The sequence below is a fragment of the Pseudoalteromonas sp. PSi26 genome (assembly GCF_054960575.1).
Genome location: NZ_JBHNYT010000004.1, coordinates 245,552 through 268,107, shown reverse-complemented (window position 1 = coordinate 268,107; position 22,556 = coordinate 245,552). Strand labels below are relative to the sequence as shown.

The 22,556-nt window shown below is 39.0% G+C and carries 20 protein-coding genes and 2 pseudogenes; 4 read left to right on the top strand and 18 right to left on the bottom strand.

What is annotated here, in order from left to right:
- The first annotated feature begins 42 nt into the window (after positions 1-42).
- Positions 43-1,068, top strand: coding sequence for a metal-dependent hydrolase (locus ACFI34_RS06505; RefSeq protein WP_462672863.1), 1,026 nt, complete (start codon positions 43-45; stop codon positions 1,066-1,068).
- Positions 1,069-1,076: 8 nt separating this feature from the next.
- On the opposite strand, the gene ACFI34_RS06500 is transcribed toward ACFI34_RS06505, so the two are convergent.
- From ACFI34_RS06500 to ACFI34_RS06480, 5 genes are all read right to left on the bottom strand, one after another.
- Positions 1,077-2,000: a GGDEF domain-containing protein gene (locus ACFI34_RS06500; protein ID WP_462672862.1), complete on the bottom strand. Its 924-nt coding sequence runs from the start codon at positions 1,998-2,000 to the stop codon at positions 1,077-1,079.
- Between the two features lie 5 nt (positions 2,001-2,005).
- Positions 2,006-2,812 (bottom strand): alpha/beta fold hydrolase, encoded by an 807-nt coding sequence (locus ACFI34_RS06495; RefSeq protein WP_462672861.1) that lies wholly within the window; start codon positions 2,810-2,812, stop codon positions 2,006-2,008.
- 132 nt (positions 2,813-2,944) lie between these two features.
- Positions 2,945-3,211 (bottom strand): hypothetical protein, encoded by a 267-nt coding sequence (locus ACFI34_RS06490; RefSeq protein ID WP_058552375.1) that lies wholly within the window; start codon positions 3,209-3,211, stop codon positions 2,945-2,947.
- Between the two features lie 329 nt (positions 3,212-3,540).
- A complete protein-coding gene (locus ACFI34_RS06485) occupies positions 3,541-3,927 on the bottom strand; it encodes an OsmC family protein (protein WP_462672860.1) in 387 nt (128 codons plus the stop codon).
- A 9-nt stretch (positions 3,928-3,936) separates the two neighbouring features.
- The gene (locus ACFI34_RS06480; RefSeq protein ID WP_462672859.1) at positions 3,937-4,326 is read right to left on the bottom strand and encodes a cytochrome b562; all 390 of its coding nucleotides are present in this window, start codon (positions 4,324-4,326) and stop codon (positions 3,937-3,939) included.
- A 543-nt stretch (positions 4,327-4,869) separates the two neighbouring features.
- Here ACFI34_RS06480 and ACFI34_RS06475 point away from each other — a divergent pair.
- Complete coding sequence (locus ACFI34_RS06475) at positions 4,870-5,646, top strand: TonB-dependent receptor domain-containing protein (RefSeq protein WP_462672879.1); 777 nt, start codon at positions 4,870-4,872, stop codon at positions 5,644-5,646.
- Positions 5,647-5,691: 45 nt separating this feature from the next.
- Here the strand turns inward: ACFI34_RS06475 and ACFI34_RS06470 are convergent, their stop codons facing one another.
- The 7 genes from ACFI34_RS06470 to ACFI34_RS06440 form a co-directional block, all read right to left on the bottom strand.
- Positions 5,692-7,470, bottom strand: coding sequence for a sugar phosphorylase (locus tag ACFI34_RS06470; RefSeq protein WP_462672858.1), 1,779 nt, complete (start codon positions 7,468-7,470; stop codon positions 5,692-5,694).
- A gap of 40 nt (positions 7,471-7,510) precedes the next feature.
- Entirely contained in the window at positions 7,511-8,731 is a 1,221-nt protein-coding gene (locus ACFI34_RS06465; RefSeq protein ID WP_058552378.1) for a glycosyltransferase family protein, read from the bottom strand.
- Entirely contained in the window at positions 8,724-10,469 is a 1,746-nt protein-coding gene (locus tag ACFI34_RS06460) for an HAD-IIB family hydrolase (RefSeq protein ID WP_462672857.1), read from the bottom strand. The genes ACFI34_RS06465 and ACFI34_RS06460 overlap by 8 nt, the downstream gene beginning before the upstream one ends.
- 144 nt (positions 10,470-10,613) lie before the next feature.
- The gene (locus ACFI34_RS06455) at positions 10,614-11,852 is read right to left on the bottom strand and encodes a uracil-xanthine permease family protein (RefSeq protein ID WP_462672856.1); all 1,239 of its coding nucleotides are present in this window, start codon (positions 11,850-11,852) and stop codon (positions 10,614-10,616) included.
- A 138-nt stretch (positions 11,853-11,990) separates the two neighbouring features.
- Positions 11,991-12,620 carry a uracil phosphoribosyltransferase gene (gene upp / locus ACFI34_RS06450; RefSeq protein WP_006791732.1) on the bottom strand — a complete coding sequence of 210 codons (630 nt, stop codon included), beginning with the start codon at positions 12,618-12,620 and terminating at the stop codon, positions 11,991-11,993.
- Between the two features lie 142 nt (positions 12,621-12,762).
- Positions 12,763-13,719, bottom strand: a complete 957-nt coding sequence (locus tag ACFI34_RS06445; RefSeq protein WP_462672855.1) for a protein kinase family protein — start codon at positions 13,717-13,719, stop codon at positions 12,763-12,765.
- A gap of 121 nt (positions 13,720-13,840) precedes the next feature.
- The gene (locus ACFI34_RS06440; protein ID WP_462672878.1) at positions 13,841-14,140 is read right to left on the bottom strand and encodes a DUF4174 domain-containing protein; all 300 of its coding nucleotides are present in this window, start codon (positions 14,138-14,140) and stop codon (positions 13,841-13,843) included.
- A 1-nt stretch (position 14,141) separates the two neighbouring features.
- On the opposite strand from ACFI34_RS06440, the pseudogene ACFI34_RS06435 reads away from it, so the two are divergent.
- Positions 14,142-14,360, top strand: a pseudogene (locus ACFI34_RS06435) (IS3 family transposase); the annotation flags it as partial.
- A 56-nt stretch (positions 14,361-14,416) separates the two neighbouring features.
- Here the strand turns inward: ACFI34_RS06435 and ACFI34_RS06430 are convergent.
- The 4 genes and pseudogenes from ACFI34_RS06430 to ACFI34_RS06415 all read right to left on the bottom strand — a co-directional run.
- Entirely contained in the window at positions 14,417-16,087 is a 1,671-nt protein-coding gene (locus tag ACFI34_RS06430; RefSeq protein WP_462672854.1) for a radical SAM protein, read from the bottom strand.
- Positions 16,084-16,821, bottom strand: coding sequence for a hypothetical protein (locus tag ACFI34_RS06425; protein WP_462672853.1), 738 nt, complete (start codon positions 16,819-16,821; stop codon positions 16,084-16,086). The genes ACFI34_RS06430 and ACFI34_RS06425 overlap by 4 nt, the downstream gene beginning before the upstream one ends.
- Positions 16,818-17,804 (bottom strand): Gfo/Idh/MocA family protein, encoded by a 987-nt coding sequence (locus tag ACFI34_RS06420; RefSeq protein WP_462672852.1) that lies wholly within the window; start codon positions 17,802-17,804, stop codon positions 16,818-16,820. The genes ACFI34_RS06425 and ACFI34_RS06420 overlap by 4 nt, the downstream gene beginning before the upstream one ends.
- A 249-nt stretch (positions 17,805-18,053) precedes the next feature.
- A pseudogene (locus ACFI34_RS06415) lies at positions 18,054-18,206 on the bottom strand (transposase); the annotation flags it as partial.
- A 292-nt stretch (positions 18,207-18,498) separates the two neighbouring features.
- On the opposite strand from ACFI34_RS06415, the gene ACFI34_RS06410 reads away from it, so the two are divergent.
- Entirely contained in the window at positions 18,499-18,609 is a 111-nt protein-coding gene (locus ACFI34_RS06410; protein ID WP_277055079.1) for a hypothetical protein, read from the top strand.
- A gap of 188 nt (positions 18,610-18,797) precedes the next feature.
- Here ACFI34_RS06410 and ACFI34_RS06405 read toward each other — a convergent pair whose 3' ends face one another.
- Both ACFI34_RS06405 and ACFI34_RS06400 read right to left on the bottom strand, forming a co-directional pair.
- Entirely contained in the window at positions 18,798-21,053 is a 2,256-nt protein-coding gene (locus ACFI34_RS06405) for an acyl-CoA dehydrogenase (protein ID WP_058429757.1), read from the bottom strand.
- A 473-nt stretch (positions 21,054-21,526) separates the two neighbouring features.
- On the bottom strand, positions 21,527-22,555 hold the full coding sequence (locus ACFI34_RS06400; RefSeq protein WP_462672851.1) for a zinc-binding dehydrogenase: 1,029 nt from the start codon (positions 22,553-22,555) through the stop codon (positions 21,527-21,529).
- Between the last annotated feature and the right edge of the window lies 1 nt (position 22,556).

Sequence of the window (22,556 nt, the reverse complement as noted above, 5' to 3'; positions counted from 1 at the left end):
TTTAATCAGTATAATCAGGCTAGTAATTAATAAAGGATTAATATGGACTCGTTAACACAGGTTGCTTTGGGTAGTGCTGTAGGCTACGCCGTATTAGGCAATAAAATTGGTCGTAAAGCGGTATTTTGGGGGGCGGCGCTTGGCACCTTGCCCGACTTAGATGTGTTTTTGCCTTATGGCGGGCCTGTAGAGTCATTCACTTATCATCGCGGTTTTAGCCACTCTTTTTTTATTCACTTGTTAATAAGTCCACTTATTGTGTGGCTTATCTTAAAAATACATACCGGCATGCAAACCTATAAAATGAGATGGTTTTGGTTGGTATTTTTGTGTTTATCAACTCACGCATTACTGGATAGTTTTACTGTATATGGTACGCAACTAATGTGGCCATTTACCGAGCATCCGTTTGCGTTATCAAATATGTTTATAATTGATCCCCTTTATACACTTCCATTACTGCTAGGAGTGGTGTGTACGTTATTTCCTAAAGTATCATCAAATACCGCCTACAAAATAAATAGTATCGCGCTTGGATTAAGCTCACTTTACTTATGTACGTCTTTTGCATTAAAAGTCATGATTGATGACAAAGTAAAAACGGCACTGAACAATAAAAACATTACGTATGAGAAGTATATAAGTACGCCAGCCCCTCTTACTACATTGCTTTGGCGTTTTGTTGCTATGTCTGATGGGCAATATTATGAAGGCTATGCATCTGTGTTCGATAAACCAAGTGAAGTCACTTTTCATGCTTACAACACAACTCCTGCGTTATTAAATGACATAAAAAATGAATGGGGAGTAAAACGATTGCAATGGTTTACCAAAGGTTTTTATTCAGTACATGAACAACAAAATAACGTGGTGCTTTCGGATTTGCGTATGGGGATGGAATGCCAGTATGTATTTAATTTTAAAGTGGGTGAAATAAACTCAAACGGGGTAAGTGTTGCTAGTTTTGAAAAGTTTAGTCAAAGACCTAGCTTTAATGATATTGATAAAATATGGAATAGAATTTGGCAATCCAGCAATTCACTTATTAAGAATACGTGCGGCAACTAAAGTAGCTATTAAAGGTTACCCTTGTCGCCATATAGCTGCGTTCTATTTTTACCACATGCTTTGGCTTCATACACTGCATTATCGGCTTGTGTAAATAAATCAAGGAATGATTTAGTACTATTACTTATAGTCAAACCAATACTCACAGTGACAGGGTTATCATTCACTAAAACCGTAGCAATAAGTGTATGCAGCCTATTACAAAATAGCACAGCACCTTTTTTATCAGTGTCGGGGAGCATGATTAAAAACTCTTCCCCGCCATAACGCGAGATTAAATCTGTTTGACGACCAAATTTTTTAAGTACTTGCCCAAGTTCTTTTAAAACTCGGTCACCTTCTAAATGACCAAAAGTATCGTTAATTATTTTAAAGTCATCTATATCTATAACAAGTAACGCAATTGTTTGCTTTGACCTTAACGATTGGTCCAATAACAACCCACTTCGGTAATTCATTTCTCTTCTGTTTAATAAGCCTGTTAGCTCATCGGTTGCTGCTAAAGACTTTAGTTTTTCAGCTTGCTCTTCTAACTTTTCTCGTGTTTTTATCAACTCATCGTAAAGCTGGTCTTGCTTAGTTGCATTAAACAAACTCCAGAACACCAATCCCTCTTCATTTATCTGCGCGTTAATAGTCATCGGGGTTTTTCGCCCTTGCCCATTAAAAATGATCAACTGCATTTCTTCAGACTTTTTCTCATGAAGTACAGTGGGAATAAGGTAGCTTTGAAAAAAAATTCTTGACGATTTTGTCAAAATTTTATTTATATTTTGACCCACTAACTCATCCGGCTTCCAAAGTAAGTGGCTTTCAAAATAGTTGTTTACATAAACAATTGTATTTTTAGAGTCAGTTATTAAAGCACCGCATAGAAAGCAGTCAACTGAATAAGTTGTTGGTGTTACATTATTTGGGTTGAATTTACTCACACCAATTACTGTATGTAATTAATAATAGATTCACTTACAATCTCGGGATGAGTCATTTGTAAACAATGACCTTGGGCGTTTATAACACTGAGCGAGCTGGTTTCTATCTCTTGTTTTACGAACTCACCAACAGATACATCCGCCAAAGCATCATCTTGGCTTTGCAAAATTAATGTAGGTTGTTTTATTTTCTTTAATAGAAAACGATAGTCAGAAAAAAACGTCGCCTCTGCGAAATTTTTGGCTATAACAGGATCGGTAGAACAAAAACTACCTGAAAGCTCGCCAATCAACTCAGCCGAGTTAGCATTACCTACAACTAAAGGTGCAAGGTAATCAGCCCAACCGATATAATTTTTATCCATTAAACTTAATAATTCTTGCAAGTCTTCTTTATCAAAGCCACCTTGGTAATCTGGCGGGAAATTTAAAAAGCAAGGCGAGGGGCATACCATAATTAACTTACTAATTAAGTCAGGTCTTTCAAAAGCAGCCAACGCACCAATCATACTACTGACAGAATGACCAACAAATACAACATCAGATAATTCCAAAGCAGTACATACTTCTATAACATCTAATGCATAGCCTTCTAGTTTCTTGTATCGCTGTATGTCGTATTGTGATATGTCTGAATTACCTGACCCCACATAATCGAAAAGCACAACCCTAAATTGCGTCTCTAAATAAGGGGTTAAAAAGCGCCACATGTTTTGGTCACATCCAAATCCATGTCCAAATAGCAATGTTTTAGAGCCGCTACCAATTATTTTTACGTTATTTCTAGATTTTATTGTTTCTGAATTTAGCACGTTAAAGTACGCCTTTATCACAAGTAACTAATCAATGTTGTCGCTAAGCTATTATAGTTAATTTGTATTCACTTTTAACTATATTAGCAGCCATATAAAAATACTTTTAAACATACTTACAATAGTACAGAATTAATTTTGGTGTTCGTATTGGCCTCTGTATACCTCAAAAACTTTTAGGACTGTGAGTTGTTCTTTTGACAAATTATCGTACCAATCATCAAATAATTCGTCATTATCTTGCTCACTCAACGCCATATAGTGAGCCAGCAGCTCAATAATATCGTTGTGGTTGCATGCAAGGTGGTTAACTTGCTGTGCTAAGGCACTATGGTCGCGCTCTCTTAGGGTTTCCATTACCCCTTGATCTATTTGTTCTTGTTGTATTGCGTCGCTCATAAATTACCTCAGTATCTACTGTATATATTGTTTAACTATTTTTATTATATTATTTATAGTTATAACAGCCTAAAAATGAATAGCCAGTATTTTTGATCTAAGTGATTATTTTTTGATTTGTTTGTTTAAATAGTCAACAAATTTACTGTTTAAAGCAAAAAATCGCAGATCTTACGAGTAATAATCAAACTAGAAACAAAATAAGAAATGGCTATGGCGCGAGGGTTTATAATAAAGGCATTGGTTAATTTGCTAACTATTGAGTCAAAAGCGCATGAGGTAAATTTTTAATAAAACAGGCAACACTTTAAGTGCTACCTGTTAATACTTTATTTTACTACGACAGAAAACTCAGGCACTGCTTGAATTACTTTTTTTACCGTACACGTATTCACTGCTGCAATAAGTGCTTTTTTGTACTTTTGAGGAAAACCATCAGGTAAGTTAATTTCGATACAAAATAGTTTTTTACCGTTCTCATCTACGTTTTCATTATTTTGTATAAGTGTCATTCCCTCTGTAGAAATATCACGTTGCTCACAAAATTTGCGGGCATAAAACCCGGCGCACAACACCATACTTACTAAAAAGTAATCAAATGGTTCTGGGTGCTCTGCACCACCACCGGCAGCAATACTTTGATCGCTAATTACTTCTAAATCACCAAATTTTGCGCTTTGCTTTTGGCCATCTAATAATGAAACTGAAATTTCCATAATTGTTCCTTACTTTCCAAACAATAATTCAAAAAAGCCGGGAGGCTCATGTAGTTTATGATACTTTTTACGTAGATTATCAATACTTTTTAGTGGTACTTTCGCTGCTACCAAGCCTTGTTCGTTTGCCGTTTTTTTAGCAAGCTTTGCCTGAGAGAGCACTTTATCAAGACCTTGCACAGACTTTTCAGGCTTTTTATAAAACTTGGCTGTTTTACTTACTTCAACCAGGTTAATAAACTCGTCAATTGCTGCATTAAAATCTGTAAGCTCAGTAGCTTGCACTGCCTTTTTATATGCAAGCCCCGTGTTTTTCATATTTAACTCTAGGTCTACAGGCTCGCTTGCATTACTTAATGTGCTCAATAATAAAATAATAACGAAGTAACAATATTTCATGAAAAACCCTATATTTTTAAGTCTGTTAATTGTATCAAGTAAAGAGTTTAAAGTAACGAAGCAACAACGACTTAATACTGTAAAGGGGGTTTACATTTAATTAGTAAAAAATAAATTAGCACACAATCATAACAAATAAGCATCATTTAAGTCACTGGATAATGAAATTTACTCAACCTGAAAATTTTTTTGAATAACGCCGCTAAAACATATGCTCATTAAACATTCAAAATGTATACATTTACTTTACATTTATGCTTACTTAGTTAGCTAAAACAGAATCCATTCCTAAAACTAACCCTTGCATCCTCCAGCCGAAATAAACAAGAAAAAGATCAAAAATGCGACGTTAAATTTAATTTTACTCACCCAATGTAAATAGCGTAACTAAAAAAGGTAAATAAAATAGTAAATAGCGATCTATTTATCACCAAAACTTAAACAAAATTTACAAAATAAAACAACATAAATGAAATTTATTCACTAAGAGAACCCATTGATAGCAGGGCCTACAGAGGGTTTATTCTTATTTATTAGCATGTAATAATCGATAATTCTTTAGCTAAATGTGATGTTAAAGGTGAAGAGTCAACAAGTACAACAGTAGGTATTGTTTACCAACCAGAGTTTATAGACAACGCAGTATTAACTATCGATTACTGGGAAATTGAACTTGAAGATGCCATTGACACAATCAGCGCGCAAGATATTCTTGACCGCTGTGTAGACAGCACTACTGGCATCAACAACCAGTACTGTAATCTAATTACGCGCGATGCAAACAGCGAAATTTCGTTAATTCAAAACTCTGTATTAAACGTGGCGGGTCAAAAAGCTTCAGGTGTTGATTTTGAACTAGGCTATGATTTTGAAGCCCTAGAAGGTAGCTTTAAAACACGTTTAATTGGTACTTACTTAATTGAACGTAAAGACTACCCTTTCCAAGATGATCCAAGCAACTTTATTGAAGCCGCAGGTACATCTGGCGAAGCTAAATGGCAAGCAAATCTATCTGTAAGCTACTCAATTGACCGCTTTTTCAGCACTGTTGAAACACGCTTTATTGACGAAGTAGACCTTTACACAAATGTTGAACTTGCTCAAAACTCAAACCCAAATAGCAACATGAGCTACGGTAAATACTTTATTACCGATATGACTGTAGGTTACAGCTTCGATAGCGGTGTTGGCGTTAAAGTAGGTGTAGATAACCTATTTAACCGTGAACTACCATACGGTACACGCGGTACAGGCGCCGGTAGCGCAACCTACGATAACATTGGCCGCTTTGGTTATGTAAGCTTTTCATACAAGCTTTAATTTAAAGTGAATAATAGGCCAGGCAACACTTGCCCGGCCTATTTGTTATTTTATATTACTTAGCCAAACACATTGATACGGTTCAAGTTCAATCGTTAACTGCCCTTCCTCTATTGTTTTTCCTGACACTAAGTCATACCACTGTTGGGTATTAATTAAATTTAAGTCAGCCAATAAAAGCGTTTGCGGTTTATCGCTAATATTAAATACACAAAAAATACTTTGTCTGCGGTCTATACTCTGGCGCCAAAAGCCAAATAATCCACCAGAAAGATGTAGCGTAAACTGAGTGGCATTAGGATGGAATGCACGTTGTTTTTTACGCACACCTAATAAGTTTTTAATTGAAGTGAACACTTTGTGATGATGGCTGTATTTTTCGCCAATTGCGGCTAACAGTTTTGATTCTTGCCAACGATGGCGATTAATTGCCCTGTTGTGTTGCGAGTTTTCAAACCGCTCATAATCATTGGTTGTGGCAAGTAAACTATGAATATATAAGCCAGGTATCCCCTCAAGCGCGAACATAATGGCATGCGCGCACATAAAACGCTCAAAGCCAAATTTGTCAGGCCCATTGTGTGTTCCTTGCATTGCATCAAATAACGCAATATTTAACTCATACGGTGTATGGGTGCCATCATTACTTGTTCGCATTGAAACCCGACCACCAAATTGCATGGTTGTACTGACCAGCGACGCCACTTCAGTTGGCTGCAGTAATCCCTCAATTGGACGAAGCCCTATACCATCATGAGACGCAATAAAATTAAAGTATGCGGTACCGTTTTGAGCCGGTGGCATACTCATCATCCAATGCTTAAGTGCCGTACTATCGCCACTTAATAAGGTATGCAGCAGTAACGGAGGTAAAGCAAAGTTATAAATGGCATGCGCTTCATTGGCATTACCAAAATACGAAAGATTTTCTTGGTTTGGAATATTAGTTTCAGTGATGATCACCACACTTGGCTCTACATGCTCAATAAGCGTGCGCATTAGCCTAACAGCTTCATGGGTTTGAGGCAGGTTAATACAACTTGTATTAATTTGTTTCCATAAAAATGCCACAGCATCGAGCCTAAAAAGCCGCACGCCATTGTCTAAATAATGACGAATAATGCCTACAAACTCTTTTAACACCTCAGGGTTAGCAAAATCAAAATCAACCTGATCATGGCTAAATGTGCACCATACATGCTTTTCACCACTGGGAGTTGTTACTGTATTGAGTAAAGACGATGTGCGCGGACGAACAACTTGGCTTAAATCGTCGCTTAAGCTTGCCGTTTTAAAGTAATCTTTGCCGGGATGCAAATCGTTTAAAAAGTTTTCAAACCACACACTTCGGCTAGAGCAATGGTTAATAACTAAATCAGCCATTAGCTTTACATCTTTAGCAATGCGTTTTATATCTTCCCAATCGCCTAATGACTCGTTTACTTGTACGTAGTTCATTACCGCAAAGCCTTCGTCTGAGCTATACGGATAAAAAGGTAAAATATGCAGGGCGTTAATTTGCATATCGCACTGCTCTTTTATAAATCTATGCAAGGTTTTTAGTGGGGCTTCGATTGGGTTTGCTACCGCAAACTCAGTGTCGTCGTGCTTTATAATCGAATCACCATAAGCAATCAGTACAATGTCTTGCTCATCCCATCGGTTAGTGTGTGGAGTTGGGTCGCGAAGTGGACTGTCACCTAAAATAATTTTAATGAGTTGCTGTGCAAACTCTGCTATCGATATAGGCAGCTCAACATCTTGGTAAATAATGTGTAGGTGCTGCTCTACTCGCTGTAAAAATAATTCATTCACTGTACTCACACGCGACTCCTTTAACCGTTTTTATATTTATTTTTTTAACTTAACTGTATTCTTCGTTATCGAGCTCTACCGCTTCTTTTAAACGTTCAAATACATCTGGCATAGCCGACACGACACGGTTCCAACTTGGCACAAATGGCGCTTCCATTGGGTTATCTAAAAAGTGTTGGCCTGCCTCCATAATGTTTTGTGCAAACATTTCTACGGCTTTTTCTTCTTGGTGAACATCCAGTGTTAGTCCGTTCATAAGCGCATCATTGTGGTAGGTTTCAATAAAATCTAAGCCAATTCGGTAGTACGTTGCTTTTAATGAACGAATTGTCTCGCTAGTAAATGTCACCCCTTGCGTAGCGAGTTTTCTAAATAATGCCTTGGTAATATCAATCGACATTTTAGACAAGCCAGCACTTTGATCGTCAAGCGACAACGCTTGGTGTTTGTGATCGTAGTTATCGGCAATATCTACTTGGCATAAACGGTTATGCGAATAGTTTCGATACATTTCACTCAATACGCCTATTTCAAGCCCCCAGTCACTTGGAATACGAATATCGTTTAATACGTCGCGCCTAAACGAAAACTCGCCCGCTAATGGGTATCTAAATGAATCCATATATTCAAGGTAGTCTGTATTACCTAAAATTGTTTTAAATGAGCGTAACAAAGGCGTCACTAGTAAACGCGATACACGGCCATTAATTTTACCGTTAGCTGTACGCGGGTAAAACCCTTTACAAAACTCGTAGTTAAAACGTGGGTGTGCAACCGGATAAATAAGACGTGCAAGTAAGCTTCTGTCATAGGTTAAAATATCGCAGTCATGAAGCGCAATAGACTCAACCTCAGCGGTTGCAAGCTTATAGCCCATGCAATACCAAACGTTACGCCCTTTACCGAGTTCACGTGGAGCAACGCCTAATTCTTGAAGCTCTTTGTCAAGTGCCTGCAAACGCGGGCCGTCGTTCCATAACACTTTATGATTTTGGTTCAACTCTTTAAAAAAGCCGAGTGCGTGGCGGTACTGTTGCTCATCGGCTCGATCTAAACCAATTGTTATTTGTGATAAGTACGGCACTTCTCTTAATTCTTTTATTATATTTTGAAGTGCGGGGCCTTCCAATTCACTAAATAAAGAAGGAAGTATTAGCCCCATAGGGCGCTGTTTACTAAAGCCTATTAGCTCTTCTTCTAGCGCTTCAATGGGTCTGTCTGCAATGTTATGCAAAGTCGTAATAATGCCATTTTGATAAAAATCAGCCATGTGATTTTTGCTCCTCAATAATATTTAAAATGCTGCTAATGCTTGGCAGTGTTGTTATTTCTTCAACCCAGCCTTGCGGCGCGGGCGATTGAGAATAACGTGCCTTGTTATGTGATAATTTAACCGGCTTTTTACTGCTTGGGTTATTGATGATGATGGCGATATCAGCGTGTTCTAACATTTGCTTATCGTTGTCACTATCACCGAGTGCAATTACTGTGAGAGGCTTTCTAAAATGTTGGGTAAATTGTTTAACTAACCACTGCTGCGCAGCGCTTTTATCTGTATTTTTAGCAATATGAATAAATCGGCCACCTATCTTTATTTCGTAGCCAAGTGCTGTTACGTCATTTACAAAGGTATCGAGTAATTCATCACTGCCATACCAGTACAAAGGATCGGAGTAATCACGTGTTTGAGCGCGCCTAGCTTGAGCATTGTTTAATCCGGTAAGCTCGCTTATTTGCTCGCTGCTTAACTCACTAAATAATTTATAGTGTGCTTTGTATTGTGAATCTAATGTGTCTAAATCACTTAACAAGCTTGATAGCGGTGACGCTAACGCGTAACACCAATAACCACCAACTTCTTTACAGCCTATTGGCTTAAGCTCAAAATAATTTTGCGGTATAAATACTGCTGCGCCATTTTCAACAATAAAAGGCTGCTGAATGTTTAACTCGTTTTTAATTTCAACCACTTCGCAAAATGTTTTGCTGGTATTAAATACCACGGGTATGTGTGCGCTTTGTAACTGCTGAAGTAATTCGCTTACATTGCTTGTGTTGTAATCGGTATGATCGAGTAAAGTACCGTCCAAGTCAGTAAAAATAATAGGCTGTAAGGTATCATCACTTGTTAAGTGCATATTTACTATGTCGCGATTGCTATCAAGCTCAATGAGTGCGTTTGCTTTACGACTCAATGTATTTAAGTTTTCACGAGTTATGCGCTCAAAATGAGATATAAAATAAACTAACTGCTCGTCTGTCATCGTGCCTGTACCAACACCACTTTTAGCTATTAGCTTTTGTTCTTGCTCTTTTCGCCACGTAAAAACATCTGAAAAGCTAGGCGCTTTGAGCATAATTTTATAATCTATTTTATTAAAAATAGATTTATATTCGTTTGCTAAGCAGCTATTTATGCAACGACGCCACACACCTTCTTTGTCGTTTAATTGCTCTAATTCATTCAGTGGCTCGCTCAGTGAAAATAGCGGCTGTGGCTCGCTTCCTACACACCACCCTTCTAAAAAAACAATATCAACAGGCGATACATTTTTAACCCAATCTTGCTCTGCAACGCAGTCGTCTTGGTGTTTGTTAAAACGCGGTAATGCAACCCCCACCTCGCCGGCTAATAACTGAGTAATTGTTTTATTCATCAGGTCGGTATCGTGTGTACCGGGTACGCCACGTGTTACAAATAAAGGATGTACGTCTTGAGCTAGTTGCTTACGCCTTTCTTTACCTAGGTAAAAATCGTCGATTGATAAAGCGACCGTATTTAACGACGTATTGTTGCTAAACCACGTGACTAAAAAGTCTGCAAGGGTTGTTTTGCCGGAGCCTTGGCAACCATTAATGCCAACAAAGAGAGGAGTTGATGATTTTTTTGATTCGAGAATGTCATGCGCAAGAGGTACAAAGTACTGCTCACTTAAATATTGATACTTTAAAGGCAGTTGATGCTTTGCTAAAAACGGGGTTATATCCACAATATTGGCCTCTGACATAGTAACTCCTTAAATACATAGTGTTCAGAGTACTAAATGCAGGGACTAGACCAACATTATTTTTATAACCTTTTTAATAGGTTATAAAAAAGGCGCGTTTAAAACGCGCCAAATTGGTGCAAATATTTTAACTAATGTTCAAAGTTAAGCAGCGGTTTGCTCTACTTTGGGGAGTACTAAATTAAGCACTATACCTAAAACGGCACACAAGCTAACGCCCTCTAAACTAAATTGACTGCTGCCTATGTGCATTCCGCCAATGCCACACACTAAAATAAGGGCAACAATACTTAAGTTGCGAGGCGCTGTTAAATCATCACCCGACTTAACCAACGTATTGAGTCCAACGACCGCAATCGAACCAAATAATAAAATCATAATACCGCCCATCACAGGCACCGGTATGGTTTGTAACCCAGCCCCCATTTTTGCAATAAATGCCAGAGCAATAGCAATTATAGCGGTCCACATCATTACTTTTGGATTAAAGTTTTTAGTTAACATTACCGCGCCAGTCACCTCTGAATACGTGGTGTTTGGCGGACCTCCAAATAACGACGCCGCAGATGTTGCTAATCCATCACCAAACAAAGTACGGTGCAAACCTGGCTTTTTTAAAAAGTCTTTTTTAGTCACTTGGCTTATAGCCATCATATCGCCTATATGCTCAATAGCTGGCGCAATGGCCACAGGCACCATAAACAAAATAGCCTGCCATTTAAACTCTGGCAGTGTAAAGTTTGGAATAGCAAACCAGTGTGCATTACTTACCGCATCAAACTGTACTACCCCCAACGCAAGCGATAAACCATAGCCCGCTATTACGCCTGCCAATATAGGAATTAACTTAAATACTCCTTTACCCCACACGGCAAAAATAAGCGTTACCACAAGTGAAAACATGGAAATTAAAATAGCACTGTTGTCATCAATAAGCTGAACACTGCCATCACCTGTTTTACCCATTGCCATGTTAACTGCAACAGGCGCAAGCGCTAAACCTATCACCATAATAACGGGGCCAACAACAACCGGTGGTAAAATTTTATGAAGAGTCGCCACACCTTTAAATTTAACTAACAAACCTAATAACATATAAGCAACGCCAGCGGCCATTAATCCGCCCATCGTAGCGGGTACGCCCCACATTTGTACACCTGCAATAATGGGGGCTATAAACGCAAACGAAGAGGCTAAAAATATTGGTACCTGCCCTTTAGTCACTAATTGAAATAGTAATGTGCCAACACCTGCAGTAAATAGCGCCACACTAGGATCGAGCCCCGTTAATAACGGCACCAATACCAATGCACCAAATGCAACAAATAGCATTTGTGCGCCGGTTAAAATTGTTTTAATTGAAAACGTTGCGTTACTTTTCACTACACACTCCTAAATTTAAACATTGCTTTTTGCAGTTATAAAGTAATAAACAAACACGAAAAAGGCCTTCCTCAGAAAGCCTCTTTAATGATTGCGTTGCCCATAACGCGAAACACAATTAACGCTAATTAATGACGACTACACCGTACCAAATATTTTATCACCCGCATCACCTAAACCAGGCACTATATATCCTTTCTCGTTTAAGTGGCTGTCTACCGCGGCGGTAAATATTTCTACATCAGGGTGAGCTGCTAACGTTTTTTCTACCCCTTCAGGGGCTGCAACTAACACTATAACTTTGATTTCTTTACAGCCCGCTTTTTTTAACATGTCTATTGTGGCAATCATCGAGCCACCTGTTGCAAGCATAGGATCAATAACCAAGCTAAGACGTTGTTCAATGTTACCAACCAACTTCTCAAAATAAGGAATTGGCTCAAGCGTTTCTTCGTTGCGTTGAAGGCCAACTACACTCACTTTAGCCGCAGGCAACAACTGCATAACACCATCCATCATACCTAAACCTGCACGTAAGATAGGCACCACTGTAATTTTTTTGCCTTTAATATGCTGTACGTTAAGTTTGTTGCCGTCCCAACTGGTTATTTCATTGTCTTCAAGGGGAATATTTTTCGTTGCTTCGTACGTTAATAATGTGCCAACCTCTGAGCACAGCTCACGAAAGCTTTTAGTGCTAATGCCGAAAGCACGCATTAAACCTAATTTGTGTTGAACAAGTGGATGAGTAATAACGTGAATAGCCATGATGAAAACCTACTTAGACAATAATTAGCGATATTTTATATTAAAAATGACCATTTGACCTGTAGTTTTAAAGCAATTCTCATACATTGTGCGCAAATATATGTGTTTGTTTGATATTTATGCACAACACAATTGTAAAAGTTCAGCTGTTGGTTTCAAACCAACTAACAACTTGGTCATGCATATAACTATTTAATTTATAATGCTCTGGACTCCACCCTGCTAAAAAGCGATAAAAATCAGCCCACGAAGCAGACCACAACGCCTTCCATTCCTTTATTACCGCTTGAGCAGGTATATTAGGTTGATACTGAGTGAGTGCATGTTCTAACTCATCGAAATAATATGCAAGTTCGTTTTCTGCATGAGCATATAGCTCTTCACAGCTAAAGCAGCTCGTCATAAAATACATAACATCGACTATACCAACGCCAGCGCCTGTGTACTGAAAGTCGTACCCACGTACCTCATTATTTGAATTAACAGCAAAGTTTGCCAGTTTAGCATCGCCATGGATTAACGTTTTATACTTAGTGTGTTCTAGCTGAGAAGCTAATTTTTTAGCAACTACTTTTATATCAAACTCGTTATTAGGGTTTGACATAAGCGCGTTAAATTCATCTGGCCGGGTATTTAAATGCCAATAACACCCTTGCTCCCACAAATCATCATGTTGCTTATTCAAATTAAACGCATGAAAGTGAGCAAGCCACTTTAATATTGGCTTTATATGCAACGAGCTGGCTTGCGTAAACCCAAACTGAGTAAAATTTTTAAATACCAGCGCATACTCATCGCCACAATTAATAGCACTCACACATGCAATACTGCTTGCTGTTTTAGGTAAATGCTGGCTGTAATGCTTATAAAAGTTATATTCAACATTATAAGACTGCTGCTTTCTTTTTAATGCAAATTCGCTTTGCTTAATTTTTGGATGGTTTATGTGGCTGGGTATTCTAATCGCCTTTATAACACAAGGCACATTATCAAGCCTGCACTCAACAATACTGCCACACCCGCTCCAAAGCGAAGTAAGTGTTGCACCTATTTCAATATGTTTAAAGTGAGGCTGTAATAAGGAAAGGTAAAATGCCATAGCTGTATTAAGTAATTAATTTTTTGTAGTTTAGCATTAGACGGTATTATTAGTGAAAGTACTTAATTAAACCTAATGCTTTAACAAGCCCACAGCTTTTATTTTTAAATGGCACCCATTTTTAATTTTTTAGTTGTACTTCTCGCTGTCGCATATACATGGCATCTATAATCGAAAAAAGTGCTTTAACATCAACAGTGCTTCCTTGAGATTTAATGCCCCCATCTTTTCCTATTAAAGTAACAGTATTTTTTTTGAGCTGATATTGCAGCCTTACATTTGACATAAATGACTCGGATAACCGGCCAGAGTAGTTAGTTAAAGCCTCACTTTCTTTCAAAATAAACCAAACTATGTGTCGGTCATTAATCCCTTCTGAACTGTGTTTCATTAGGCTTAATGCGTGATTGTAGTGGTACAGTTGGGATAATGCACCAATGGAGCGATTTTTTAGAAGCTTTAAAACGGAATGGATGCCAAAGGTTGGATATGGAAATTTTATAGATGCTAAATATAGCGTTAGTGATTATATCAACGGATATTACAATAACGTTAGGCCGCATAATTATAATGCCGGTTTAGCGCCAAATGAATCTGAGGTTAGATATCAAGATTCTAAAACTGTGGCCAAATTTTATTGACCACTACACAGCAGCCGGAGGGAGCGTAGCGGACGACGGTCGGCTGCAAGGCATTGTTAGATTGCTGTTGTTCCAACACCGGTGGTTTCAATTTCCTGCCTGATACCATTGAATACAAGCTCTAGATAAGAAAGAAACTTACTAGCGTAACTACTTTCTAGGTCACCTAAACTAAAGATTTTGCTGTATTTGTTTAAAATATGAGTAATGAAGTTTTTACATCTTTCAATCACTAATTGGCTGCTGTCTTCGTAAGAATTGTCTGGCTCGGCAATAAGATATCTAAGAACGTCAATTTCAAACTCAATTACTTCCGCAGGTAAGGTTCTGAGATCTTGTTCTATATAGTCCGGAAGCTGTGGCATGAAATATGCTACGTCGGAATGCCTGTAACCGTGATCAGAAAAAAGTTTGTGGACTATTCTGCTCACACCAGCAATATTTTTTACTTGATCAGACACATAGTCAACTGACTCTCGATCTGAGAACAAATGGTTTTTTTGGTTGTTACCAGTGGAAATAGCCAGTTTCCCTCCGTTCTTTCTGATGTAAGAAGATCTCGCATGCAAACGCATCTCCTTAAGAAATGAAGCTACGTTGCAGTGAATTTTGTGTTCTTCCACAAAAGAAATATTCTTCTGAATTTCTTCAACTGTTACAAGGGGGTCGAAATTTATTAAGCCGATCGTAAACGGTATTTCCAGACCTTCGAGCAGGCGAATAGCTCTCAGGGTAGATTCGTTTTTAAACCCCTTTTTATACCTATTTATTTGAGACTGATTAAATGATTCGACGCCGAGATAAATGTAGTCAAGACCACTTTCAGAGAAAGCTTTAATAGCCCTCAATCTCTTATTGGACATTTCCAAATTTTCATTTGGGTTAGCAAGGCTATCAGACCTTGTATCAATGCCGATTCGGCCATCAAAGCCCATAGCGCGGAGCTTCTCAGAAAGAGCCAGCACTCTATCCAGTCTCTTGTCCTTTTCTAAGAGGTTTTTTCCACCAAAAAAATTTTCATCTGTAAATTGAATAGCAGGCCAGAAACCTAAACGCGATCTGATTTCTGCAATTAGATTAGCAGTGTCATGCCAGATATTTTGCACTACACCAGATGTGATCGTTTGATTATTAAGATGGCAGAAGCTGCATTTGAACTCGCAACCTCTAGAGAATGCCTCTAGATATATTTGTTGCCCCGACACTAAAATTTCTTCGTAAATTTCATCAGTGAATAGCGGGGGAAGGCTTCCGACAGAAGCCTCAAGTGTAGTACTGGCACTGGGTACGAACACACTGTCAGAATTAATGTAGTTCAAATTTTTCAAACTTGACTCAAATCGATCTCTTTTGAGCACAACAGAAGCGATTCTTTTTTCATCTCGCCCTGAAAAAGAAAATTGCCGGGCATCTGTACGAATGCTGCGAAAGAAATTTTCGGTTAAGCCATCAGTAACAGTTTCGCCGACGAAAAGCACATCGACAGAATTATCAATTTCTAGTTTTGAGAGTGTTTCTTCAATCGATTTTTCACACCCTTCAGGGGTGTTAAAAATATACAATTCAGCACCTTCAAGATTAGGTTCATGTGAAGTGTTTAAATCAACTAGCCTGAAATCTTTTCCATAGTCTAAACAGCTGGATAACTCGCTGGCGATAACTTGACAAAAAAGAGGGTTTCGGTAGCCCAGCGGCATTGGACGCTTAGGCTCTACAATGTAAATCACTTTCTAAGGGTCTCCGAACCAATTCTTATTTGATGAAAGAAATTGACACCTTCAACTGTCTCTATAGACGAATAAGAGACTTTCACCACAACCAGAAAATCTTCGCTTCCAACCTCCCGTCTTATTCGCCACATGAGTTTTGATTCATTAAGTGCAGCGGCAGCCCCAAATGTCCCGATACCATGAAGCCCCCATAAAATAATGTGCTTCTGATTGGTTTCCCTATCTGTGATTCTTCCCACTATTGCAATATCTGACTTCTCTTTACTTTGATCAGATGGTGAGTAGATTTCGTTCTTGGAAAAATGGTCGTAAATGTACGGAAGATTCTTTTCTTTATTTCTTTTTATCTCGTAACAAAGATTAAAGTTCTTTGCAGTGTTCTTTGACTGGGAATTCGCGAAGGGGCCACAAACAAGTACAGAGTTTTTGAAGCTTCCCTCAGTTTCGTACCCGAATTTCAGGTTCGCGTATTCAATTTTTGCTGTTTTTAAAGATTCCACAACCTCGTGATGTGCGAGGACATCCTCTATGCGCGCAAAATTTTTCACCTTCGGCGTTGACTGAGCGTTCGCGTAAAGTGGGCTGATAATTTGCCAGCCAGCGCCATCAGCATGCCATATGTGCCCTATGACTATTCTGATAACATAGTGTCGCCCCGCGATTGCAGCTACAACGATTGTTGTAATACTGCCAATAACCCCTATGACATCTATTAGACTTATGCTGGTCATAGTTGATCCTTCCAAAAATCTCTCTGCCTTCCACCATAAAATTCTTCTAGAATGCTATCGATCGCAAGAACAGCTGGTAAAGCGTCTTTCCCAAAACAAGGTTTTGCAGGGTGACCGGACAAATAGTGGACGACCTCGCGAATCATTGGTGTTTCTATAAACGAGGGGCTTGGGCTTTCAATTTCATAGTGGTTTTCTTTAGTGTTAACCGAGATCGGGGAATTTCCATGCACAGAGAATTGAACTGAGCCATCAGTTCCTGTAATAATCATGTGGTCAGATTTTTCGATACTATTCAGATTGAAATTGACAGTTCCTGCTACGGAGTCAGTCTGAAATATCGCGGTAACAAGATCTTCAGTCCCGTTCGGCTCTGAAAAATTTGTAACATTGCTGCTAAGCGTTGAAAACGCTCCGAAGAGAAATATCAATAGGTCTATAGTATGAGGGGCTATATCAAAAAACTTTCCACCGCCGGAGATTTCAGGGTTATACAGCCATGCGTGCTCAGAGTATTTTCGATTCAGCCTGAAATCTACTCCCTTTATTTTGCCTATTTCTCCTGACTCCAAGAGTTCCTTTATTTGTATAAATTTAGGCAATGCTCTGCGGTAGTGGGCGGCGAACAGAGGAGTGTTTTGCCGTTCAAATTCTTCCACGAGCTTATTGGCTTCAGTGAAATTTCTTGTGAAAGGCTTCTCAATATACACTGGGATTTTTCTTTTACAGCATTCCATAGCCTGAGAAAAATGTAATCCAGGTGGAGTTGCGATATAGACGGCATTGATTATTCCAGAATCTAGAAGTTCGGGTACAGAAGAGAAGGCATGACGAGCTCCCAATGCTTCTGCGCTGCGTTGAGCAGCTTGTTGATCTCTCCGCATAACAGCAACTAATTCACTACCGGTAATTGAGCTAAATGCAGGGCCTACTTTATCTTCTACCACTTTCCCGCAGCCAATAATTCCCCATTTCACGCTCATGTTATCGATTCCGTTTTAGTATGTAAGTATCAATTTATTTGAAGCAATCTAACGAACCTGTAGATTAACTTGTTTTAAATTTACTTTAATTGATGTATTAACCATAGCCGAGTTCCTACTTTGATTCAATCGGTTACTTCGATTTTACATAAAGTATAAAAAGAGGGTTTGCTGTTACTTTAGTTGGTGTTTTGGAAGGGGCGACAGGTGTTTAAGTGGCTTATTTGGAGAGGTAGTAGCTTACCTTTTTTAATGCAGCCTGTTTTGCAGCTTTTCTATGTTATGAACAAGGCAATACAGCTGCCACTGAGCATTCACTTTCATTTGCCCCCGCAAGGTCAGTTTATTCATGCCCTTATTTACGGTAATATTCCCAAACACCGGTTCTATGCAGCTAAGTTTGAAGAAGCGTATTATTCTGAATTAAAAACTGTCTAGTGAAAGCTGGGAAGTCCATTCTTCTTAGTATAAAACGAGCGAATGGGTCGTTTTCTTGACTATGCGAGCGACGAAGCCATGGCTGTGCATATATACAGCGCTAATTTCACGAATTGAAAATGAAAACTCGCTCTGCGTATTTAAATTACATTGCCGACTATATGCTCACTCGACAGTATTCATTAAGAACTATTAATGCTTATTTGAGTTGGGTCCAAACTTTATTCACTTTCACGACAAACGCCACCCAAGCTCAATGGGAAATTCAGAAGTCGAAGCGTTTTTAGACCATATTGTATTAAAACGTAACATGTCAGCTAAAACACAAGCTGCTAATGGAGTTGTTAGCCCTTTTTCAAAATTATGAGCGCCTTTTTAATCCTCTAGCGTTACATATTCGCTTTAAGACCAATATTGCTATCTATTGCTACTTTAAAAAACACATAAAAAAGCCCCGTTTGGTTTTAATCAAACGGGGCTCCACACTAATTAGTCACTTAAGAATAAAAGCGCCGATTTTGCTGGCGCTTTGCATCATTGAATTAGCTTTGTAGCTTACTGGTTAACCACACTTTTAAGTGGGTTAACTGGTTGTGCGTTGTCATCTAATATGTTCATATCAAAATCGAACTCATCAACACGAATCGCTTTTTCACGTTTCTTGTTGTAATCAATTAACTGAGCAAACTCAGCATCTGTGATTACGTTTGCAGCAAGTGCGTTTTCAAGCGTAATGCTAAAACGAGCACCTGGCTTGATGGTTCTTGCACGTAATGCTTTTTTAACTTTTGCAAGTTCAGCTAGTGATGCAATTTTAGCTTTATAAGCTTGCTCGTTGATATGATGACCGTCGCCTTCAATAGGCTTAACTAAATGCGTTATTTGCGCTTTAAATGCTGTATCAAGCTGTGCTTGTTCAGCTAATTCACGGATTAAATCATCGCTGATTTTTGGCATTTTAGTTGAGTAGTTCATTGTAACGAAACGAATAAACTTACGAGTACCACTTGCAGGGAAGTTATCTAAGAACTTGTGCAATGCTTCTTCTGCGCTTTGTAGTGCAAAACGAGTTGCATAATGGAAGTAAGGTGCTGCTTGCTCGCGCTCGCTGCTCGCTACTTTTTGCTCGTAGTATTTAATTGATGCCATAGCTGCGTACAAGAAGCTCATTACATCGCCTAAACGTGCTGATAGCATTTCTGCTTGCTTTAATTTACCGCCAAGTACTAACAACGAGAAGTCAGCGTATACTGCAAGTTTTGCAGATAATTTATGAACTGCTTTTTCGTAGTCACGTACTTCTGGTAATGCTGAGCTTGCGCCAGCTGTAAATGGTAATACACCTAAACGGAATGCACGTAAGCTGTTTGCTGTACTGTAACCAATTGTTTTACGTAAAATACCGTTAAATTCTGCATCAGCGCCTTTGTCGTCGCTGTGGATTGATTCAACCATAGATTGTAAGTATGGGTGACAACGCATAACACCTTGACCAAATATCATCAGGTTACGAGTAAGGATGTTTGCACCTTCTACAGTAATTGCAATAGGTTGTGCAACGTAGCCACTTGCTAGTGTATTTTGTGGACCGTTTTGAATCGCTTTACCAGCTTGAATATCCATCGCCGAGTCTAATACGTCGCGGCCAAGTTCAGTCATGTGGTATTTAGCAATTGCCGTTACTACCGACGGTTTTAAGCCCATACCTAAACCTTCAGTTGTAAGTACACGCATTGCTTCTTGAAGGTATGTTTTACCCGCAATGTCAGCAAGCTTTTCTTGAATACCTTCAAACTGACCGATTGATAGACCAAACTGCTCTCGTACTGCTGCGTATTCAGATGCAGATTTAAGTGCAACTTGCGCTGTACTTACACCTAGCGCGGGTAGTGAAATACCACGGCCAGCACCTAAACAGCTAACCAGCATTTGCCAACCACGGCCGATGTTTTTCTGACCACCAATAACAAAATCCATTGGTACAAATACTTTGTTACCACGTGTAGTACCGTTGTAAAAACGGATACCCATTGGATCGTGGCGGTTACCAAGTTCTACACCTGGGTGCTCTTTTGGAATTAAGGCACACGTGATACCTAGGTTTTCTTTACCACCTAATAAACCGTCTGGGTCAACTACTTTAAATGCTAAACCAAGAACAGTTGCGATTGGTGCAAGTGTGATATAACGCTTGTCCCATGTAATTTCTAGGCCAAGAACTTCTTCGCCGTTGTGCATGCCTTTGGTTACTTTACCAACGTCTGGAATGCCGCCTGCATCAGAACCCGCTTCAGGGCTTGTTAGGGCAAAACATGGGATGTCTGTGCCGTTTGCTAAGCGTGGTAAGTAATGCGCTTGTTGCTCTTGCGTACCGAAGTGAAGAAGTAGCTCACCCGGACCTAATGAGTTAGGTACCATTACTGTTACTGCTACTGCAGAACTTTTAGTCGCAATTGTGCCAACAATTGTTGAGTTTGCGTAAGGGCTAAACTCTAAACCACCAAATGACTTAGGAATGATAAGCGAGAAGAAACGTTCTTTTTTCAAAAACTCTAAAATGTCATTCGGTAAGTGAATGCCATTTTGAATTACTGAATCGTCAATCATGCCTAGTAGCTCTTGTACAGGGCCGTCAAGGAATGCTTGTTCGTCAGCTGTTAGTGTAGCTGCTGGTACATCGCGTAATGCACTAAAATCAGGCTTACCTTGATAGATAGAACCTTCAAGCCAAACATCACCCGCGTCTAGCGCTTCTTGCTCAGTGATAGAAATACTTGGTAAAACTTTTTTTAACTTTGTACGTAAACTCATGATTGAACTCATCCGACCAGATAAATAATACCTACATTACGTCATAAAAATCGCTTTAGATCAATTACTCTATTCAATTAATTAACAGTTTTTTCAATTTATTTTCTTTACTCGAACGTAAACTGTTGAAACACAAAGGCTTACACCTGTACGCTGAAAATGATAAATTTTTTAAGATTGATTGATAAAACGCCGTGCAAAGGCACCCAATAGCAAATAATCTGTAAAGTGGGTAATAAATTAGGGGTGTTTTTTTAAATACAGACTGTTTTAATTTTTGAATTTAAGCCTGATTTATTGTACTGAACAGCGTAAGTTGACACGTTAAATACGTGATTTATGGCCACTCAAGTTTTTTAAAATGCTTTTGCTTATTAGTGTAAATGTATGAAAAATAATAAGTGAATGACACCTAAAAAAGGCATAAAAAAACGCAGCTTAAACAGGCTGCGTTTTGTATTAATTAGAGTTTTTTAACAGCCTATTTTTACGACATGCTTGCCTGTAAAACCACCCGCGAGCTGCGTGTTTAAGGCATTAGATACCGCGTTTGCGTTAAACTCAACAGGCGTTAAGGTCGGTGCTTTAATATCACCATTAGTGGCGCCTTCGAGTAATAAATTACCCATAAAGCTCAAGCGTTGCTGCGCACATAAACTATTAGCGAGCCATGCACCACCAAGCGACACAACACTTATATTTGGCGCGCGCCGATACATTAGATCTTGTTCAAAACAAGGTAATGGATTTAAACACGCTATTTTTCCGCAAAAACGCATGAGTTCGATATTACGCGCTGTCGACTCACCACCCACGGTATCAATTACTGCATCGAACCCTTGCGGCCCTAGCTCCCTACGAATTTTTTCACACAACTTTTTATCGTTGTAGTCAAACACAACATCAGCGCCAAGCTGTTTAACGAGTTTGTGATTTTTTTTAGAAGCAGTTGCAAATACATCAGCGCCACGCTGTTTAGCGAACTGAATAGCAAACTGACCCACAGCACCTGCCCCACCTTCAATAAAAACAGTTTGGCCTTCTGTGATACTAATTTTATCTAAGCTAATTAGTGCTGCCATTCCGGCGCAAGGCAACACAGCAGCAACCGCTGGATTTAATTCTTGCGGTACAATAGACACTGCAAAATTAGGCACTTTTGTGTATTCACTCAGTACCCCTTGCCCACCTACGTTGGCATGCCACATGACTCGCTCGCCAACATTAGGAAAAATCCCTTTACTTGCTTTTACTACAACACCTACCGCATCTAACCCCAAAATATGCGGGTACTGCCACTGACAAAAACCTGATTTTGCAAAATGCCCATCAACGGGGTTTAAACCAACATATTCTACTTTTATCAGTAGCTCGTTATCTGAACACTCGGGAACAGGTAACTCAATGTCAGCTAAATTTATTTGATCATTCGGTTTTTCTAATACAATGGCACGCATTGTGTGCGGTATAGTATTTTGCGTTAAAATATCAGTATCAGACATC